Raw genomic sequence first — 20538 nt, forward strand, 5'->3', positions numbered from 1 at the left:
CCTTCATCAAAAGACTTAATCCCTTATTTTTGTTTGACATTTCATTTTTCCTAATGCCTTTAAGATAGCGAGCGTCTTGACTAGATAAATCTTTACAGTGTGGGCACTCAGGTTGATCGTCACTCACTAAAACACCGCACCTTTCACATGGGCTACTATGCTCACTTTTATAATTAAAAAACTGAAACCACATCTTTTCTTTAAGCACCTAAAGTTGAACTACAAGCTGATTTCCAAAGCACTGCTTAGCCAAGGAGTATGACAGCTATCGACTGGCGAATTGTACAGGTAATTTCGAAAGAAATAAAAAAGGGCCCGACGGCCCTTGAGGAATAACCCAGTGCTCTACTAAACACTAGTTTTTATAAAAATAGCTCTCTTTCGTTATCGAAATACTGCTATCTTCATTCGCGGAAATCGTAAAAGTAATAGGAATACGTTTGCCTTTGAGGTCGTAACCATCAGCTGCAATAGTAACGGGCACCAATAACATCTTACCGGCTTGGATCTCAATGCGCTCTGGCGCAGTTAACTTAGCATTGTTTATCCCACTGAAACTTACTCTGTAATGCATTGTTTGTTGAGTTTTGTTAATGACACTCAAAGTGTAAGGATTTTCGACTAACCCTTCGTAATTCACGCGATACAGTGCATTTCTATCTCTTATTACAGAGGCCTCTATTGGGGTGCGGTTAAACGCCCAAATAGCCATGGTAACGATTATCAAACCAAATAAAGCAGCATAACCCACCAATTTAAGCCTAAATGGGCTCGACTTCTTACCTGCGGTTTGGTTTTCACTGGTATATTTTATTAGTCCTTTAGCATAACCAAACTTGTTCATTGTATCGTCACAAGCATCGATACAGAGCCCACAATTAATACACTCATATTGCAGTCCATTACGGATATCAATCCCAGCAGGACACACTTCAACACATAAGTTGCAATCGACACAGTCACCTAGCCCCTGTGCTTTGTGGTCTGACTTACGTTTGCGTCGGCCTCTGTTTTCTCCTCTGATAGCGTCATATGCAACGACTAATGTATCTTTATCAAACATTACCGATTGGAAACGTGAGTAAGGACAAGCGACGGTGCACATTTTTTCACGTAAGAATCCAGCGTTGCCGTACGTACAAAATGCAAATAAGAATACCCAAAAGCTTACTAGTCCAGACCACTCCAATGTAAACATTTCTATATATAGTGTTTTTGCAGGCACAAAATAGGCCATAAATGAAGTCGCTGTAAAAACGGAAATGACCAACCAAATAAGATGCTTAGCAACTTTTTTAGTTGTCTTTTGCATGTTCCAGTCAGACTTATCCAGCTTTATCCTTTGGTTTCGAGTTCCCTCCACTTTGTGCTCCACCCAAGTAAACATGAGCATCCAAATTGTTTGAGGGCAGGTGTAACCACACCACACACGACCTAACCAATTTGTAATAAAGAAAAGGCCGAACGCGCCGGCCATAAAAACCCATGCTAGGATCATAAAGTCATGGGGAAGGAAGGTTTGACCGAAAATTCTAAACTGCTGACTCGCTACATCTAGCAAAACAGCTTGCTGGCCTTTGTATGGTATCCAAGGGATAGCGACAAATACAAACATAAGGATCCAGCCAAGGTAACGACGGATTTTTTGGAAGAAGCCTTTTTGCTCACGGATATAAATTGGGCCCTCTTGCTTGTAGGGCTTTATAATCATATCTTCTTCTTTGATATCAAACTTCATATTACTTGCTTACAAATAGTGAAACACAGTTCATACTTTGCAACTTTCAGACCAAACTGAAACTTTGATATATCATTGTTTTATAAGAACTTAATAATTATTACCACTCAGCAAGGTCGTGAAATATCACGAACAACCGTTAGATATCACGATTTTTAACAATATTGAGCTTTTTCATCTTCGACCGAAGAGTGCTTTCGTTTAGGCCTAACTTTTCTGCTGCACCAGCCTTTCCTGATATTTTCCAACCACAAGACTCCAAAGTCTTAGTAATATGACGCTTTTGAATCGCCTCCAAACTTTGATTCTTATCATCATCTTGCGTATCAATCTCACCTAAATCTAGTGGTTGGGACAAATGCAGTGTATGACTGTGGGACAAGATTGCTTCACGCTCTAACACATTCTGTAATTCTCGAATATTACCTGGCCAACTATAAGCTTGCAGCTTCTTCAATGATTGCTTGGCTATACCTTTAATTTGCTTTTTGAGTCGGACATTCAATTTGCTTATCATGTTTGCACAGAGCATTGGCAGGTCTTCCACTCTCTCACGCAGTGGTGGAACCTTGATAGGAAAGACATTTAGGCGATAGTACAAATCCATTCTAAACGCGCCTTCTTCGACCATTTTCCACAGGTCGCGATTGGTTGCAGCAATAACTCGAATGTTCACAGCAATGGTTTTACTGCCGCCTACTCGCTCAAACTCTTGCTCTTGTAACACCCTTAGCAGCTTACTTTGCGCTTCTTGTGGAAGTTCACCAATTTCATCCAAAAACAAAGTTCCATTGTGGGCTAGCTCAAAGCGCCCTTTCCTCTTATCATGCGCGCCAGTGAATGCCCCTTTTTCGTGACCAAAAAGCTCTGACTCTAATAGGCTTGGAGAAAAAGCAGCGCAGTTGACGCGTACAAATGGCATCTCAGATCGCCCGCTCAAAAAGTGTAAATTTCTAGCAACGAGTTCTTTGCCTGTGCCATTTTCACCGAGGATTAGAACAGTACTATCCGTTTTACTCACCAGTTTTATTTGTTCGAGCATTCTAATAAACACATGACTTTCACCAACGAGTCCTGACCCCTGCCAATTTTGATTTATTTCTGAGAGTAAATAACTGTTTTCATCTTTGAGCTGTTCTGACAAATTCTGAACCTGTTTCAACGCACTTCTAAGCGCCTGCTCAGTTTCTATCTGTTGTGATATATCACGAAAAATAGCCACTGCACCAATGATCTGGTCATCGCGATAAACTGGTGTTGATGTGTACTCCACAGGAAAACAAGTGCCGTCCTTTCGCCAAAACACTTCCCCTTTAACATATCGTGTTTCACCATCAAACATGGTTTTATAAATTTGGCACTCATCCGCGGGATATTCGCTACCATCAGCATGGCTATGATGATGGTATTGATGAATTTTTTTACCCAGTAACTCCCCTGATTCCCAGCCAGTCATTTGTTCAGCTGCAGGATTAATAAATACAGCATTACCAGATAAGTCGAAACCGTATATTCCTTCCCCTACTGCATTGAGCAGTAATTTTGGATCATTTAAAAAGTGCTTAATAACAGAAGACATGATACCCCCTCGCGATATTTCACGAGTATAGTATCGTAAAGAAAACCTTCGTACGAATTAAGGTCGTCAGTATATGATCTTGATCAAAAGATCCTAGTAATGGGCTCTATTGCATTTATGCTGCGTTATTTATGTAATTACGTTAAATAGGGCTCAAATAGAGCTAGACGTGAGTAAGTGTGATGATAATAGAAAGTATAAATAAAAAAGCCCAACATGTTCCTGCTGGGCTTTTGGTCTATAGGTTAGACAAATTAGATATATTCAACTTCGATGATTTCGTATTCAACAGTACCGTTAGGAGTTTGAATGTTAACTGAATCATCTAGCTCTTTGCCAACTAAGCCTCGAGCAATTGGTGAGTTCACAGAAATTAAGTTGTTTTTAATATCTGCTTCATCATCGCCAACAATTTTGTAAGTTACTTCTTCGTCAGTATCTACATTTACAATAGTTACTGTACTGCCAAAAATAACTTTGCCATTGTTTGCCATCTTTGTGACGTCAATTACTTGAGAAGTCGATAGTTTAGCTTCGATTTCTTGAATACGCCCTTCACAAAAACCCTGCTGTTCACGCGCTGCGTGATATTCAGCATTTTCTTTTAAGTCACCATGCTCGCGCGCTTCGGCGATATCGGCAACAATTTGGGGGCGGACCACTTTTTTCAGATGGTTCAGTTCTTCACGAAGCAATTCTTCGCCTCGCACAGTCATCGGAATTGATTGCATAAGTCTCTCACTTACCACCAAGGCCAAAGGCCTTGGCTTATATCCATTAGTTCAATCGCTGGTGTAATTCTTGTACAGAGTTTACAGAGCTTCTGTCATCTGCGGCATGCGCAGTACAGTTTGCAAACGCTGCATTTAGCGTGGTGGTGTAGTTAGTCTTATGCTGAAGTGCACCACGACGTAACACCTTCGAATCTTCAATCGCTTGGCGACCTTCAGTGGTATTTACGATGTAGCTGTACTCACCATTCTTGATGCGGTCAAGAATATGAGGACGACCTTCAAATACCTTGTTCACGCGACGAACTTCAATGCCAGCCTCTTCTAGTGCTTTAGCTGTACCGTTCGTTGCGTCAAGCTCAAAACCGATAGCTTTCATCGTTTTAGCAAGCTCAACAACGCGTGACTTGTCGCTGTTACGGACAGATAGTAACGCGCGACCGCCACGTGGTAAAGCGTTTGATGCACCTAATTGAGCTTTTGCGAATGCTTCGGCGAAGTTTTCACCAACACCCATGACTTCACCCGTTGAGCGCATCTCTGGACCACGGATTGGGTCAACACCTAAAAACTTAGCAAAAGGAAGTACAACTTCTTTCACGCTGTAATAAGGAGGAATTACTTCTTTTGTTACGCCTTGGCTTTCTAGAGATTGGCCAACCATACAACGTGCAGCAACTTTCGCAAGTGCAACACCTGTTGCTTTAGAAACAAATGGTACTGTACGCGCTGCACGAGGGTTAACCTCGATTAGGTATACTTTGCCATCTTTAACAGCAAACTGTGTATTCATCAAACCAACTACGCCTAGCTCTAATGCCATATCACGTACTTGCTTACGCATTACATCTTGAATGTCTTGCGATAAAGTGTGAGCCGGTAGTGAACATGCCGAGTCACCAGAGTGAACACCTGCCTGCTCAATGTGCTCCATGATACCGCCGATGATCACGTTTTCACCATCACAGATAGCATCAACGTCAACTTCAATTGCATCATCTAGGAAACGGTCTAGAAGGACTGGCGCTTCGTTTGAAACAGATACAGCCTCCGTCATATAACGACGTAAATCATCTTCGTCGTATACGATTTCCATCGCACGACCACCAAGTACGTATGAAGGACGAACAACTAGCGGGAAACCGATTTCTTGAGACTTCGCTACCGCTTCTTCTAATGAAGTCACTGTTGCATTTTCAGGTTGTAGCAGGTCAAGACGCTCTACAAGTTGCTGGAAGCGTTCACGGTCTTCAGCACGGTCGATGGCGTCAGGAGAAGTACCAATCACTGGCACACCATTCGCTTCAAGGTCACGCGCTAGCTTAAGTGGTGTTTGACCACCATACTGAACAATAACGCCTTTTGGCTTTTCAACGCGCACAATTTCTAGCACATCTTCAAGTGTAATCGGCTCGAAGAATAGACGATCTGATGTATCGTAGTCTGTAGAAACTGTCTCAGGGTTACAGTTAACCATGATAGTTTCATAACCGTCTTCACGCATTGCAAGCGCTGCGTGCACACAACAGTAATCGAATTCAATACCTTGGCCGATACGGTTAGGGCCACCGCCGATAACCATGATCTTGTCTTTTTCAGAAGGCGCTGCTTCACACTCTTCGTCATAAGAAGAGTACATGTAAGCAGTGTCTGAACTGAATTCTGCTGCACATGTATCAACACGCTTGTAAACAGGTAGGATTTCTAACTGATGACGCTTTTTGCGGATTTCTTTTTCAGATACACCTGCAATTTCTGCGATACGTGCATCAGAGAAACCTTTACGCTTAAGGCGACGTAAGAATTCTTTGTTAAGACCTGCAAGGCCTGCTTCTGCGATTTTCGTTTCATCTTTGATGATGTCTTCAATCTGAACTAAGTACCAACGGTCAATCTTCGTTAGTTCGAATACATCTTCAACGCTCATACCGTGACGCATTGCATCAGCAATGTACCAAATACGCTCTGCACCTGGCTCACGTAATTCACGGATGATTGTTTCTTTTGCTTTAGGGTCGTCAAGAGCAACAATTGGATTGAAGCCTGTTGCACCGACTTCTAAGCCACGAAGTGCTTTATGAAGAGACTCTTGCTGGTTACGACCAATCGCCATAACTTCACCAACAGACTTCATCTGAGTCGTTAGGCGGTCATTTGCGCCAGCGAACTTTTCAAAGTTAAAACGAGGGATCTTAGTCACAACGTAGTCAATTGAAGGCTCGAATGACGCAGGTGTCGCGCCACCCGTGATGTCGTTTTGAAGCTCGTCTAGCGTATAACCTACAGCTAGTTTTGCTGCGATTTTCGCGATTGGGAAGCCTGTCGCTTTTGATGCAAGTGCCGATGAACGAGATACACGAGGGTTCATTTCGATGATAACCATACGACCATCTTTTGGATTCACACCAAACTGAACGTTTGAACCACCTGTTTCAACGCCAATCTCACGCAGTACCGCCATAGAGGCGTTACGCATTAACTGATACTCTTTATCAGTCAGTGTTTGCGCAGGTGCAACTGTGATTGAGTCACCAGTATGAACACCCATTGGGTCAAAGTTCTCGATAGAACACACAATGATACAGTTGTCGTTTTTGTCACGTACAACTTCCATTTCGTATTCTTTCCAACCTAATAAGCTTTCATCGATTAGAAGCTCATTTGTTGGCGAAAGATCTAAACCACGTGTACAAATCTCTTCAAACTCTTCCATGTTATAAGCAACACCACCACCGGTACCACCCATTGTGAAAGAAGGACGGATGATACATGGGAAGCCAATACGTGTTAATACGTCTTTTGCTTCATCCATTGAGTGTGCGATCTCTGCACGAGGACACTCAAGGCCAATGTTCTTCATCGCGATGTCGAAACGCTCACGGTTTTCAGCTTTGTCGATTGCATCAGCAGTTGCACCGATTAACTCAACATCATGCTTAGCAAGCACACCGTGTTTGTCTAGGTCTAGCGCACAGTTAAGCGCAGTCTGGCCACCCATCGTTGGTAATACTGCATCTGGCTTTTCTTTTTCGATGATCTTTTCAACAACTTCCCAGTGAATTGGCTCGATGTACGTCGCATCAGCCATTTCTGGATCTGTCATAATTGTTGCAGGGTTCGAGTTTACAAGAATTACTCGATAGCCTTCTTCTCTTAGCGCTTTACAGGCCTGAGCACCAGAGTAGTCAAATTCACATGCTTGGCCGATAACAATTGGGCCTGCGCCCAAGATTAGAATGCTTTTTATGTCGGTACGTTTTGGCATTGTTACTCCAGTAATAAATTAGGCTTTACGCGCTTGCATTAATTCAATGAAGTGGTCAAACAACGGGGCTGCGTCGTGAGGACCAGGGCTTGCTTCAGGGTGACCTTGGAAACTGAAAGCAGGCTTATCAGTGCGGTGAATACCCTGTAACGTACCGTCAAATAGTGATTTATGAGTTGCTCTAAGGTTCTCAGGCAAGCTCGCTTCGTCAGCTGCGAAACCGTGGTTTTGCGCAGTGATCATCACAACATCGCGGTCAAGATCTTTAACTGGATGGTTACCACCATGGTGGCCAAACTTCATTTTTACAGTTTTAGCACCTGACGCCAACGCCAGTAATTGGTGACCAAGACAAATACCGAAAATTGGTGTGTCAGTTTCAAGGAACGACTTGATAGCATCAATTGCATAAGTACATGGCTCTGGATCACCAGGTCCATTTGAAAGGAAGATGCCATCTGGATTTAATGCCAGTACTTCTGCAGCGGAGGTTTCTGCAGGTACTACCGTTAGCTTACAGCCACGGTCAACTAGCATACGCAAGATATTTTTCTTAACACCAAAATCGTAAGCAACAACATGGAACTGCTCTTCACCCTGCTCTAGCGTTTTAAAGCCTTCGCCCAGTGTCCAGCTACCTTCATTCCAATGGAAAGAAGATTCTGTTGTAACAACTTTCGCTAAATCCATTCCTTTAAGGCCTGGGAATGCCTTAGCCGCTTCATGCGCCTTTTGCTCATCGATGTCATCACCTGCGATGATACAACCGTTTTGAGCACCCTTATCACGTAAGATACGCGTCAATTTACGCGTATCGATATCCGCTATCCCTAAGATATTACGTTCTTTTAAATAATCACTTAACGATTGTTCGTTACGGAAATTACTTGCTAGTAATGGTAAGTCACGAATCACGAGGCCTTTCGCCCAGATTTTGTCCGCTTCTTCGTCTTCACTGTTTGTACCAGTGTTTCCGATGTGCGGGTAAGTTAAGGTGACAATTTGTTCCGCATATGACGGATCTGTCAAGATTTCTTGATATCCTGTCATAGACGTATTGAATACTACCTCACCAACAGATATACCGTCGGCGCCGATGGCAGTACCGCGAAACACCGTACCGTCTTCAAGGACTAACAGAGCGGATTTAGTCAAGTTAACCTCCATAGATATAAAAAAACGGGATAAGCAAACACGCTTTTTTCCCGTCTACAAAGCGCTTGGTAACACGCAGATATTAAATTTTTGGCAAATTCGTTATAGTCTACAGCACTTTCTGAGATTCGTCTAACTATTCATTGAAAAAATTTAAAAATAAGCCCTTAAATGTATTTTCTTTGTGAAACCGCCAAAAAAATAAACAAACTACTTCAAACCAAGGACATCTTGCATGTCATAAAGTCCTGCTGGCTTATTTTTCAACCATTGCGCAGCCCTTACAGCCCCTGATGCAAACGTAAGTCTCGAAGCCGCTTTGTGGGTTAATTCAAGTCTTTCTCCCATCGTTGCGAAATAAGCGGTATGTTCACCAACTATGTCACCTGCTCGGAGGACTGAATAGCCAATTTCATCTTGACTTTTTGCTTCATGCACATTAGTGCGGTCGTATCGTGCAACTTCATCATGATCCCACCCTTTAGCCTCTGCAATTGCTTCGCCAATAGCTAAAGCCGTACCAGACGGCGCGTCTATTTTATTGCGGTGATGTGCCTCAAAGATTTCAATATCCATTTCGTCTGCAAGTTTTGTCGCAGCGGTTTGAACAAGATTTAAAAGCAAGTTCACACCAACACTAAAATTTCGCGCAAATACTATTGGAATCACCTTTGCCGCTTCCCTTAACTGGCCCATTTCAGTGTCTGTTAATCCGGTTGTACCAATTACCATGGGCGTTTCATTGTCAATTGCACTTTGCAAGTGTGTCAGCATGCCCTGCGGTAGTGTGAAATCAATTAAGACCTCTGCATGACCTACATCACCTTCTTCATCTGAAAATTCCAGTTCCGAAGAATGAACGGGTTGTAGCGCTTTTATAGGAGTATCTAAAAACGGCGAGCTTGATCTTACAAATGCAGCAGCCAACTGTGCTTCTTTTTCTATTTCTACAGCTTCAATTAAAGCTTGACCCATTCTGCCGTTGGCTCCAAACACACCTATTTTTGTCATTATTTTCTCATTCCTAGTTTTCAACATCATTTTAAATTTGGCGTTATAACGCGCCTCAAACATAGTCAAAATGCTCATGTGACATGTAATAGCAAAGCGGCTATTTCATGACGCTAGTAAGCAAAATCATTAAGTTACAGTATCAGTAGTGTTTTACTCAAGCTATGTCAGGCCTAGAGTTTAGCCCATCTCTATGTCATAGTCAGTTATTGAATAATTATAATAAACACCATTGGACTTTAGACGTCTAAACATTTAAACTTCCACATTCGCCGATTTAAATTATTGCGGGCGTTGAAGTTTAAATACAGCTAATAATGACCCTGTTGGCTGTGGTTGTATCTACTTACACAGGTCGTATTAAGTAGATAATGGTTTTTGGGGAGTGCTATGCAGCCATCTTTTGACAACTCACGTGCAAAGTTATCTTTGCTACCTTTACTTACATTTGTTGCGCTATTTTTAGGCGCGGGACTTTACTTACACTCGCAAGGTGTTGATTACGCTTTTTATCAGCTACCTGCTCCAGTCGCTATTTTGCCAGCGATTGTTTTAGCGTTTTGGCTAAACAAAACATCTATTAATCAAAGTGTAGAAACTTTTATCAAAGGCGCAGGGCACAGTAACATCATTACTATGTGCTTGATTTACTTGCTAGCAGGTGCATTTTCAGCAGTAGCAGGTGCAACTGGAGGCGTGGACGCTGTGGTAAACGCAGGTTTGTCACTTATACCGCCCTCATTTTTACTGCCCGGATTGTTTTTGATTGCCGCTGTCGTATCTACTGCGATGGGTACTTCAATGGGTACTATCGGTGCTATCGGTCCCATTGCGTATGCAGTCTCTGTTAAAACAGGAATAGATCCAGCATTGATGGCAGGCACAATTGTCTCTGGCGCAATGTTCGGTGACAACCTGTCTATCATCTCTGACACAACAATCGCGGCTACACGTACCCAGGGCTGCGAAATGAAAGATAAGTTTAAAGAAAATTTGAAGATAGCTTTACCAGCGGCCCTGCTAACAGTGCTTCTTTTAGTCTTTTTAACACCTGAACCTCAGGCAGTCGAAACCAAACCATTTGACTGGTTACTTGTACTTCCTTATATATTTATTCTGGTATTGGCCGTTATGGGGCTAAATGTTTTCGCAGTGCTTTTTAGCGGCATTATATTCGCCGCAACTGTCGGCTTTGCAGGTGACTATGAGGGCGGAGCTTTTGTAAAAGATGTGTACAAAGGCTTTACTGATATGCAGGAGATCTTCTTATTATCTATGTTTATCGGTGGCCTTTCTGAATTCATCAGAGTTAACGGCGGCCTCGAGTACATCGCTAAAAAAATACATAAGCTAACAGCAGCACTTGGTAAACTCAATACTAAAGTCGCTGACCAACTGGGTATTGCGGCATTGGTTTTGACCAGCAACATGTGCATCGCAAATAACACGGTAAGTATTATTGTTGCCGGCCCTGTCGCTAAAAAACTTGCTGAAGACAGTGATATATCGCCAAAACGTTCAGCCAGTTTACTTGATATTTTTGCCTGTGTTATGCAAGGTTCACTGCCCTACGGTGCACAAGCACTATTGCTTGGTACCACGTTTGGTATTAACCCTTTTGAAGTTTCAATGTCATCGTTTTACTGCTTTATTTTAGCAATTACGGCTGTAACGGTAATTGTTTTACGTCGTAATCACGCCTGACCTTAATCGCGCCCAGTTTTTGGGCGCATTAATTACCCTTGGCAAAATTCACATAACTTCATGAATTAATATATAATTACAAAGTTCCCAAACTTTGAAGAATTAATTAATGAATAAAAAGTTATGTCTGACTCTCTCTCTTGCGCTGCTATCTTCAACTACTTTCGCGGCAGACTGGAGCAACACTCAACTTCATATCAACAATGGTGACTTTAAAAACCCATTTAGTCGAGTTGAGTCCAATACAACCGTGTACTCTCTGCAACATAGCTCTGGTTATGCCTATGGTGACAATTTTTTCTTCATTGACTATCTCGTTGATGATTTGAATGATGATTACCAAGACAGAGACTTTTATGGAGAATGGTACTCAACATTTAGCTTGAGTAAACTTGCCGATATGCAGTTTGACAATAGCTTGATAAAGGATGTGGGTATTGTTGCAGGCTTCAACATGGCTGGCGACTCTAAAGTCATGAAGTACCTACCAGGTGTTAAGGTTTCTTGGAATGTCGAAGGCTTTTCATTTCTTTCGACACTCTTTACGGCATATATTGACGACAGTGAAGGTTTATCGAAAGGTGGTGCACCAGCTCAAACGAATAGTTGGATGATAGATGTAGCTTGGGGCTATCCTTTTACTCTCGGTAATCAAAAGTTCGAAGTCACAGGACATGTTGAATACATCGCCGAGCGAGAAAGCGAAACTGGTGGCGATGTTAAAGGCTGGCTTTTAGCACAGCCCATCATTCGTTGGGATTTAGGTCATGCTTTAAATATGGCCGAAAAGCAGTTGTATTTGGGCGTTGAATGGCAGTATTGGCGCAACAAACTAGGTACGGACACCAATGAGTCTGTCCCTCAAATCCACCTAGCTTGGACGTTTTAGGGTTCTCCTGCATGTAGCAAGCTTGAAAAGCGCGCTACATGCTAACTCACTTACCTCCAACTTGATGCGCTCCGTGCTTGTTGACAGCACACTCCCCTACATTTTATTTGGTTATCAGCTACGAGTGTCATCATTTAGACTTCCATTGAATATATCGTTGTATTCAAACCATTAAATCATGTCTAATTTATAAAAAAAATTAAAATTACCTCTAAAGTATCTCGCTCTTAGCCCGATATATATTTCGGGATACTGTACTCGTCTATCTTTCACGAATTGTTATATCAGGGATTTTGAATGAACTTACTACATGAAATGAGCCTTGCTTATGGCCATATGTTAAAAACAGACATTATGGCGAAGGCAAAAGAAAGGGAACAATCAGACGCTGTTGATGGAGAAAGTGTAGAGAATAAGGAATCGAGCTCTAAACATACGGAGAAAACGTCAGAGTTGGAAGGCACACACAAGCTTTCGGAAGAAGAAAAAGAAAAACTTTCAGGTCGTGAAGCCCAAGAAAAAAATGAAGACAAGTATGGCGACTTACCTGAACACATTCGCCGTATGTTAGAACGCTTAGAAGAAATGAAAGAAGAACTAGATGTACTTAAACAAGAAGTTGTGCAGCTAAATGCTAAAATTGACCACAATAACGAAGCTGAAAAAGCAATGTACGACCAAAAAAACCAGTACTTCATTCAACTTCAAAATCAGTATTTTGACATGATCAAAAATGTTAAAGAAGCAATGAAAGAAGCTGGAGTTACAGATATGAGTGTGCTACTCAAAGCGATAGCATGACCAATTAACATTGAGCAAGCAAGTGAACAACATATACACATCGCAAAAGGCCTATATTATACAGCTTATAAAAACAATAAAGTCAAAAAAACATAACAAAACCAGATAATCTTCGCATTTATTTAAATACACCCAATACTTTCAATAAACAAAACAATAAATATACACTTCTTTGAGCATGAAATAATATTGCTCCTCAAGTAACCCAACTGAGTGCCCCCCCCCCATTCCTTCAAGTAGCTACTTAGCATATTACCCTCTACAAAATGATGTAGAACAACATCATAGGTTTAATTGATTGCCTAGCTAGTCATACTCTTGTGAACCGGCTTTTACTGTTTACACTAACCCTTGAATCAACCGCTCAAAAATCAACCAAAGATATTACACCGCATTACACCTGTATTTACTAATTACATTTAATAACGTAGTATCGAATTTCTCATGCCGAGAAATATAATTGCAAATAACAGAATTAAATAACACGAAACAAGACATCAAACCAGTTTGAAAAAAACGATTAACTTAACAATTAAGCACTATATTATACCAAATATCAAAAATACTAGTTTTAGCGTTACAAGCAGTTATAATTGTAGAGTTTAGGTTTACTAAACGGGTGTTACATAATCGTTCATTTATTATTATCGCACACAATAAATGTACGCTATAAACGGATATTAATTTAGAGAAGCTAATTAACACTATGTCATTAACTCAATTTTCTGATTCATACATCTACGAACGCTTTGAGTCTTCCAATTACGAGTTGCTAAATAAGATTGGTGAGGGTGGCTTCGGTAAAGTATTTAAGGCCAAGCAAAATAGCACAGGTCAGATTGTCGCTATTAAATTCCTCGCTATAGAACCTCATTGTGAAGAGCAAAAAAAACAAAGATACATTGAACGATTCAAGCGTGAAACATCACTAAGCAGCCAATTGCAACATCCCAATATCGTTAGGTTATTAGATCAAGGTCAGCTTGATGAAGACTTGCTTTATGGCGTATTTGAATTTGTAGAAGGACGTTCACTACGTGAGCATCTGTTGATTGAAGGCCCCTTTAGTGCGCCTGAGGCAACAGATATTATGTCTCAAGTATTGGACGCACTCATCCATGCACATAGTAAAGGCATTGTTCACCGAGACATTAAACCCGCCAATATCATGCTGAGTAAAACTGGCGCTAAGCTACATGCAAAAATATTAGACTTTGGTATTGGTACGCTCACCCATGATAGTCGTCAAGCAGATTTCAGAACACTCACATTAACACAAGAAACTTTAGGTACTCCCTCCTATAGCGCGCCAGAGCAGTTACGAGGCGAACCTGCTACAACAAAGACTGATTTATATGTTTGGGGACTCGTATATCTTGAGTGTTTAACTGGCTCCCCAGCAATGAATGGTACTAGCGTAGCATCCATTTACCATAAACAATTGAGTGATGCGCATATTCCAATACCGAGCGCACTTTTAGGCCATCCCTTAGCAGGTTTATTAAGACGAGTGTTGAACAAAAGCGCAATAGAACGGGTTATTACAGGTGAAGAAGCGTTTAATGAATTAAAATCCATTAATGTTTCAAACTTAGTCGGCGTTATATCTGACTTTACGCCACCAGCTCAAGATGATGAAACGATTATTATACGCAATGACTCAACAGGTCAAAACCCAGGGTTTAATTACACTGCGCTCACTGAAAGGAAACAAATTACAGTCTTAGCCGTGCGATACAGTACTACATTTGTAGATAACCGGGAGCATGACTTAGACGTTATAGATACTCTGCTCAAATCACAAAGCAACCACTGTATTGATATTGCGACCAGATTTGGGGCCTATCATGTAGGCAGTGTTGCAGACACTTCTCTATTTTATTTTGGTCACCCAAATGCCAGCGACAACGATACGCGACTATGCGCAAGAAGTGCACTGGAAATTGTCAGTGATATTACAAAACGAAATGCCTTGATTAGAGATGCACATGGTGCACAAATCAATGTACATGTCGGTATCAACACGGGCATTTTTATAACATACGCAGACAAAACGCCCGATGGCCATGTTGCAAACGCAGCAATGGCGTTAGCTAGAACGGCCAAAGAAAAGCAGATCCTATGCAGTGCAGAAAGTAGATCCATATTAGATCCCTATAGTGAATTTGAAACCTTTGTCCCTTTAAAGTTAGGTCAGTCCTTCAGGCCTGAAAATGTTTATGATCTAAAAGGTGAGCGTCAAGTTGAAGCCTTTGGCTTTATGAGAGGCACCCGTAACAACCACGATTTAATAGGCAGAACAGAAGAGTTAAACAAAGCTTTATCACTATTAAGCAATTCCAATAGTACATATAACTTTGCCTATATATATGGTGAAGCTGGGATAGGTAAGTCTAGACTGTTACAAGAGATTAGAGGTAATGCTTCTGATTACCAACACTTGGTCGCACAGTGCCTTCCCGAACATAAAAATAATGCTCTGTATCCAGTTATCAATTTAGTTAAGTATCTATTCAATACTGCCAAGTCTGACCCGAAATTGATCTCGGCACATTTTAAAGAGGTTATTTCTCAGCAAAACAGAGCAATGAATACCGAGCAAGTACTGCCAATTTTACTGATGTGGCTTAATATCGAGCTTCCAAGTGATATGCATGCCTCCTCGCTAGCACCCGAACAACAAAAAGCACTGTTATTCGACGCAATAGCCTACCTGCTTCTCTCTCAGCTGCACAGTATAAATAATCAAAAACTTTATGTGTTTGAAGATATACATTGGGCCGATACAATTACACTAGACTTTATTTCTTACTTTACTTCTGTCGCATCTAGCCAACACGCTGTTATTTGTACTTCTCGCAACGCCATGCCAAACAGGTTTGATGAACAAAAAGCGCTATGTTTACAACTTAAAAAGCTGCCTTATAAAGCAACAGCTCAGTTCATAGTGAAGTTATTTGACAATCAACCAGTCTCAGAAAATGTAATTGACATATTAAACAGCCGTACTGATGGCATCCCGCTTTTCATCGAAGAGCTCGTTGGTATGTTAAGACAAAAAGAGCTTGTTGAATTAAACAAACATGGGGAAATAGATTTCTCTAGCCCAGATAAGCTTGATCAAGTACCAAGCAGCCTCAGGGAATCTTTGCAGCAAAAGTTAGATGGTCTGAACCATGCCAAGGAAACAGCACAACTTGCTGCAACAATTGGTAGAGAGTTTGAGTATGACATTCTGGTAGCGGCATCTTCACTGAGTGAAAACCAAATTCAAAATGACCTAAATGAGCTAATAAGCAATGATCTAATTATTCAACAACGGCGAGTAAATCGAGATAGCTATATCTTTAAACACGCGCTTGTTCGAGATGCAGGTTACGAGAGCATGGATCGCACAGTGGCGACCGCAAAACATAAAGTGATTGCAGATACTTTCGCACATTATTTTTTATCTCGAGCTGAAAACCAACCAGACATGCTAGCTCAGCATTATGCAAAAGCTCAAGGATTTATCGATGCGTCCAGTTGGGGTGTAAAACACGCTAAACAGCTGCTCAAAAACGCCTTATATTCCGAAATTATTGACTATAGTGCTCAGATCCAAACATGGCTCAATCAAATCGAAGAAGGACGTGACAAACTCTACTTAGAACTAGAGTCAAAAGATATCGCTCTGACAGCAAATATGACGATATACGGTTATGGCGCAGAAACTGTACTGGCTCAAAGTAGAGACATCGAGTCTATTGTACATAAGTTATCGGCTCATAAACTTACACATGACCAGCAAGAGTTTTGCGCGGCTTCACAGATAAAGAGCGATTGGACTTTATTCTTATCAGCCCACTATTGCTCCAATCGTTCAGACGCAATTTCGTTTGGCTATAAATTACTGAAACAAACCCAAGAGTTATCAGACAGACAAGCTGAAATGGTAGTGAAAGTACAGCTTGGCCAAGCTCATTATGTTGATGGCGATTTAACGGAGTCAATTGCCTTTTACGAGGAAGCTTTAGGCATGTACCAAGCTGATACTGACGACACACTCTCACTGAAATACGGTACAGACCCTCAGGTGCTGGCTCTATGTTTTGCCTCAATATCTTATGCTTTTGCTGGAAATTCAGAAAAAGCATACAACTATGTTTACAAGGCAAGAGACATTGCTGAAAAGCTCAATGACTCAACCTCCATTGTGTTTGCGTATATGTTCATCGCTCAAGTTGCCTCGTTTCTTCATGATAAAGACGTCGTTATTGAGACTATTGAACATTATGAGCAACATCATCGAGATGGTGAGTTAACCTATTTCGAGCAGTACCTTTACTTGTACTACTTCTGTTTAACAGGGAAAACTGAACAAGCCCGTAAGTCACTTGATGCCCAAATTGAGTCTGGGCAGGTGTTTGCTATTGCATGGTATGCCACATACATTGCTGATGCATATTTGGCAGCCGAAGATATACAAGCCGCCTATGAACTCATTGATACTTGTTTGGCCAGAAGTATAAAAAACAGTGAAGGCGCTGCTATTCCGGTGCTTGAAAACAAATTGGCTGAGATAACCTGTCGGCTTGAAGAAAAGGACTTATCAAGAGCCAAAGCACTGCTTCAATCTTCTATTGCAAGGAGTCAAGATTGTAAAGCTCACCTTATCGAGTTGGAGGCACAAATTGTTTTAGCCAAGCATTTGCAAGAGCCGCAAGCCATTTCCCGTATAGATGAAATTATTAATCAATACCCTAGCTTGACACACTGTGGATTAATTAAACAATTTGAGGAATATGCCAATGACAATACTTGAAGATATTAAAATACACGATGCTGATAGACACGTCATTGAGCCTATGGATTTATGGACTGAGTCATTGGGCCAAGCATTTATAAATAAAGTTGGACTCAATTTACGGTTCGATACGGTCGCAAATAGGCTCGATCGTACTCAGCGCTTAGGCAGCTGGGCTGATATTCGGTTATCCCCTCAGTTAATGCTTAAAGGTAAGCCTGCACTAAAAAAGTGGAATGAAAATATGCAAATCCACGCAGCTTACAAACGAGAAGAAAAATTTGCTGAGGCTGACAGTCAAATGAGCTTAGGTATGGATCCTATCAAGCAAGTCCAGTCCATGGGAGAAGAAGTCCATACCGCAAGCATGTTTCCGACTTTTGCAGGTTTTATCGTTAATAATCACAATTTGACGGATGATGAGTCGCTGCAATTTTGTAATGCATATAATCACTGGCTCAATGACTATTGTAAAAATCACGACCGACTTTATGGTGTTGGGCTAGTCAGCAGGCACAACCCATCTAACCTCGTTTCTCAGGTAGAACAAATAAAACGCTTTGGTTGGAAGACAATCGTTTTAAGGCCAGAAGTGATTAACGGAAAAGATCTGGGGGACCCGGAATATAATGCATTTTGGGATATTTGCGAGAGCTCAAACATCTCTATCGCATTTCATGGTGGCACACACCTACAAGCGCCAACAGCCGGCTCGGATAGGTTCTCTAGTCACTTTGCAATGCACGCATGTGCACACCCAATGGAAATGCAGCAAGCGTTTTTATCATTATTAGAGTCTGGCGTGTTACATAGACACCCAAATTTAAAGTTCGCGTTTTTGGAGGCTGGCGCTGGATGGGTACCTTCTTGGCTTTGGCGATTAGATGAAATATGCAAAGACGACTTACCAAACGAGCTTGCTCACAATATAGCAATGCCCCCTTCAGAGTACTTTAGAAGGCAATGCTGGGTCGGTGTTGAGCTTGGGGAACCATGCCTACAAGAAGTGATAAAAATGATAGGTTCAGACAAATTACTGTACGGCACTGACTTTCCCCACCCTGACCATTTGAAGTTTGATATTAATGAGTTTAATGAAAAGAACACAGGCCTAAGCAGTAACATAATTGCACAAGTGCTTTCAGGAAATGGTTTAGAGTTTTTCAATATAGGACAAAAAAAATGAGTTCAAATTTTCAACAGTATGCAAAGCAGAAATTAAGTAGCGACCAAGGAGACATCAGCCATAATGCTCAAAACTCAGGAGAGTTACAAAAGATAGTCGAGAGCTTTATTGAACATCATAATACTTGGATTGTTCGAGACCGTGCAAATTGGGATCTTCTATGGCAAGAGGCGACTGCGCACTATTGGCATAACTTTGAAGACTACCAACAAGTTCACAGTATCTTTGCCAAGCAAGAAGACCCAGAAGTACAATACATACATCACAATGGTACTATTTACTCTTCAAACTTTGTCTTTGATATTTTTATAAAACTTGGAGTTGCCAACATCACCGCTCTACCAAAACAAAAAGTTGCCTTTTTGTTTAATGATGATGTGGATGGCAAAATTTCGAACTCAAATCAGTTTATTGTCGTTTCGGGTGAGTTTTTCTTCGACGCCGCAAATGCAAAATCGCAACCTACATACAATGCTGAAAAAGCTTTCGAAGATAGTAATGGTTGGGAAGATGTCAGTGCCACGTTGAAAATTAAAGTTCCCCCTTCAGATCTGTACTCGTATGCCAACCCTGCCCTGTTCAGAAACGCAAACCAGTTCAATACACAGGCACAAGAGAGCTTATTCAATTTAATCGCTACGCTTGGAGAAAACACTCTTTCAGAGCAAATTAATAAACTGGTGACTACAGCAGTCAACTCTGTAGAAATTAACTTTGATTCGAGCACTTTTTTACATTCGGTCTACAGTAAAGCGCCTGAGGCAGTTCAGAGAGATTTTGCAACGTTAGCTGCAAACTTTAATAAACCCTATAGTGAACTTGATACAACACAATTGGTTAACTTTTTTGCGCAAGCTTATAGCCTTGAGCAGCTGATATCTGCTGCAAAGACACAGAGCAAAACAACAACTATCGCTTTTGATACATACCAAAAGCTACATGATTTATACCAGAATGTTACAAAGGTAGATAAAGACCTTAAATGCGAGCAGCTGACAGCGCTCATTAGCTTCTTGAATCAAATTTCTTCGAATCAGGCTTACACCCTGTCTTCTTATACCGCGCTCAACTTGTTCTTCCCATTTGGCTTTGAAATGACTCAACCGTTCGAGTTGAACCCGGTAAACGGAGAAAAGAATAACACGGATGAATTAGCAGGTTTAGGCACTCAAGTACTCACAAACCTGTCTCAAAAGTTTAAAGCGGGTGTTTTACAAAACCCTGTAAAGCTTGCTTACAACAGCGCAGGCTACAATACCGAAACAATATTTGGTAGCCCTGGTGACAGAGGCGGCGCAGCCGGTCTAGACGGAGACTACGCGTGGAGCCAATTTGTACCAAGAATGGTTGCATACAATTGGAACTTTAATAGCCTAGGCTTAGACGATGGTAAAGAGAAGAGCCTAAGCGATAAAGCATTCTCGGCTATGAAAACGCTGTTTGGATACCATGTCCCTCAGGCAATCAATATTGAAGTTCAAGAAGCAGCGCGATTACCGTTTGTCTTTACAGACAATACAGAAAAAACTCGAATTTGGAATATCGAAGAGTATTTAAGTGAACTTGTAATCGAGTTCCCTAATCCTCCACAGGGCTTTTTCCAGCCGATCGCACTTGCTGATTTTAGAGCGATTCGCGCAAACGAACCATTTACTTGTGCATAATTAACTGAATAGTATGCGGTCGAGCGAAC

The 20538-nt window shown here is 41.4% G+C and carries 12 protein-coding genes; 6 read left to right on the top strand and 6 right to left on the bottom strand.

From position 1 onward, the window contains the following. Positions 1 to 355: 355 nt before the first annotated feature. The 6 genes from ccoG to dapB form a co-directional block, all read right to left on the bottom strand. Positions 356 to 1738 carry a cytochrome c oxidase accessory protein CcoG gene (ccoG, locus tag N480_RS18530; protein ID WP_063373918.1) on the bottom strand — a complete coding sequence of 461 codons (1383 nt, stop codon included), beginning with the start codon at positions 1736 to 1738 and terminating at the stop codon, positions 356 to 358. A 139-nt stretch (positions 1739 to 1877) separates the two neighbouring features. Then, entirely contained in the window at positions 1878 to 3317 is a 1440-nt protein-coding gene (locus N480_RS18535) for a sigma-54 interaction domain-containing protein (protein ID WP_063373919.1), read from the bottom strand. A 254-nt stretch (positions 3318 to 3571) separates the two neighbouring features. Next, positions 3572 to 4048, bottom strand: coding sequence for a transcription elongation factor GreA (greA, locus tag N480_RS18540; RefSeq protein WP_063357270.1), 477 nt, complete (start codon positions 4046 to 4048; stop codon positions 3572 to 3574). A gap of 46 nt (positions 4049 to 4094) precedes the next feature. Then, positions 4095 to 7313 (bottom strand): carbamoyl-phosphate synthase large subunit, encoded by a 3219-nt coding sequence (gene carB / locus N480_RS18545; RefSeq protein ID WP_063373920.1) that lies wholly within the window; start codon positions 7311 to 7313, stop codon positions 4095 to 4097. Positions 7314 to 7331: 18 nt separating this feature from the next. After that, the gene (carA, locus tag N480_RS18550; RefSeq protein ID WP_063374239.1) at positions 7332 to 8468 is read right to left on the bottom strand and encodes a glutamine-hydrolyzing carbamoyl-phosphate synthase small subunit; all 1137 of its coding nucleotides are present in this window, start codon (positions 8466 to 8468) and stop codon (positions 7332 to 7334) included. Between the two features lie 210 nt (positions 8469 to 8678). Next, positions 8679 to 9479, bottom strand: a complete 801-nt coding sequence (gene dapB, locus N480_RS18555) for a 4-hydroxy-tetrahydrodipicolinate reductase (protein ID WP_063373921.1) — start codon at positions 9477 to 9479, stop codon at positions 8679 to 8681. A 390-nt stretch (positions 9480 to 9869) separates the two neighbouring features. On the opposite strand from dapB, the gene N480_RS18560 reads away from it, so the two are divergent. From N480_RS18560 to N480_RS18585, 6 genes are all read left to right on the top strand, one after another. Further along, positions 9870 to 11183, top strand: coding sequence for a Na+/H+ antiporter NhaC family protein (locus tag N480_RS18560; protein WP_063373922.1), 1314 nt, complete (start codon positions 9870 to 9872; stop codon positions 11181 to 11183). A 109-nt stretch (positions 11184 to 11292) separates the two neighbouring features. Beyond that, positions 11293 to 12072, top strand: coding sequence for a hypothetical protein (locus tag N480_RS18565; protein ID WP_063373923.1), 780 nt, complete (start codon positions 11293 to 11295; stop codon positions 12070 to 12072). A gap of 297 nt (positions 12073 to 12369) precedes the next feature. Then, positions 12370 to 12873 (top strand): hypothetical protein, encoded by a 504-nt coding sequence (locus tag N480_RS18570; protein WP_081231919.1) that lies wholly within the window; start codon positions 12370 to 12372, stop codon positions 12871 to 12873. A 706-nt stretch (positions 12874 to 13579) separates the two neighbouring features. Next, entirely contained in the window at positions 13580 to 17677 is a 4098-nt protein-coding gene (locus N480_RS18575; protein ID WP_063373924.1) for a TOMM system kinase/cyclase fusion protein, read from the top strand. Then, positions 17664 to 18845, top strand: a complete 1182-nt coding sequence (locus N480_RS18580) for an amidohydrolase family protein (protein WP_063373925.1) — start codon at positions 17664 to 17666, stop codon at positions 18843 to 18845. Before N480_RS18575 ends, N480_RS18580 begins: the two co-directional genes overlap by 14 nt. Beyond that, positions 18842 to 20509: a hypothetical protein gene (locus N480_RS18585; RefSeq protein WP_063373926.1), complete on the top strand. Its 1668-nt coding sequence runs from the start codon at positions 18842 to 18844 to the stop codon at positions 20507 to 20509. The genes N480_RS18580 and N480_RS18585 overlap by 4 nt, the downstream gene beginning before the upstream one ends. Positions 20510 to 20538: the final 29 nt, after the last annotated feature.

The organism is Pseudoalteromonas luteoviolacea S2607, from assembly GCF_001625575.1.
In the GTDB taxonomy this organism is placed as follows: Bacteria; Pseudomonadota; Gammaproteobacteria; order Enterobacterales; family Alteromonadaceae; genus Pseudoalteromonas; species Pseudoalteromonas luteoviolacea_E.

Coding starts and splice junctions, on each gene's coding strand:
- N480_RS18575 (WP_063373924.1), top strand. CDS start 13,580: ATGTCATTAACTCAATTTTCTGATTCATACATCTACGAACGCTTTGAG.
- N480_RS18570 (WP_081231919.1), top strand. CDS start 12,370: ATGAACTTACTACATGAAATGAGCCTTGCTTATGGCCATATGTTAAAA.
- N480_RS18585 (WP_063373926.1), top strand. CDS start 18,842: ATGAGTTCAAATTTTCAACAGTATGCAAAGCAGAAATTAAGTAGCGAC.
- N480_RS18565 (WP_063373923.1), top strand. CDS start 11,293: ATGAATAAAAAGTTATGTCTGACTCTCTCTCTTGCGCTGCTATCTTCA.
- ccoG (WP_063373918.1), bottom strand. CDS start 1,738: ATGAAGTTTGATATCAAAGAAGAAGATATGATTATAAAGCCCTACAAG.
- greA (WP_063357270.1), bottom strand. CDS start 4,048: ATGCAATCAATTCCGATGACTGTGCGAGGCGAAGAATTGCTTCGTGAA.
- N480_RS18535 (WP_063373919.1), bottom strand. CDS start 3,317: ATGTCTTCTGTTATTAAGCACTTTTTAAATGATCCAAAATTACTGCTC.
- dapB (WP_063373921.1), bottom strand. CDS start 9,479: ATGACAAAAATAGGTGTGTTTGGAGCCAACGGCAGAATGGGTCAAGCT.
- N480_RS18560 (WP_063373922.1), top strand. CDS start 9,870: ATGCAGCCATCTTTTGACAACTCACGTGCAAAGTTATCTTTGCTACCT.
- carB (WP_063373920.1), bottom strand. CDS start 7,313: ATGCCAAAACGTACCGACATAAAAAGCATTCTAATCTTGGGCGCAGGC.
- N480_RS18580 (WP_063373925.1), top strand. CDS start 17,664: ATGACAATACTTGAAGATATTAAAATACACGATGCTGATAGACACGTC.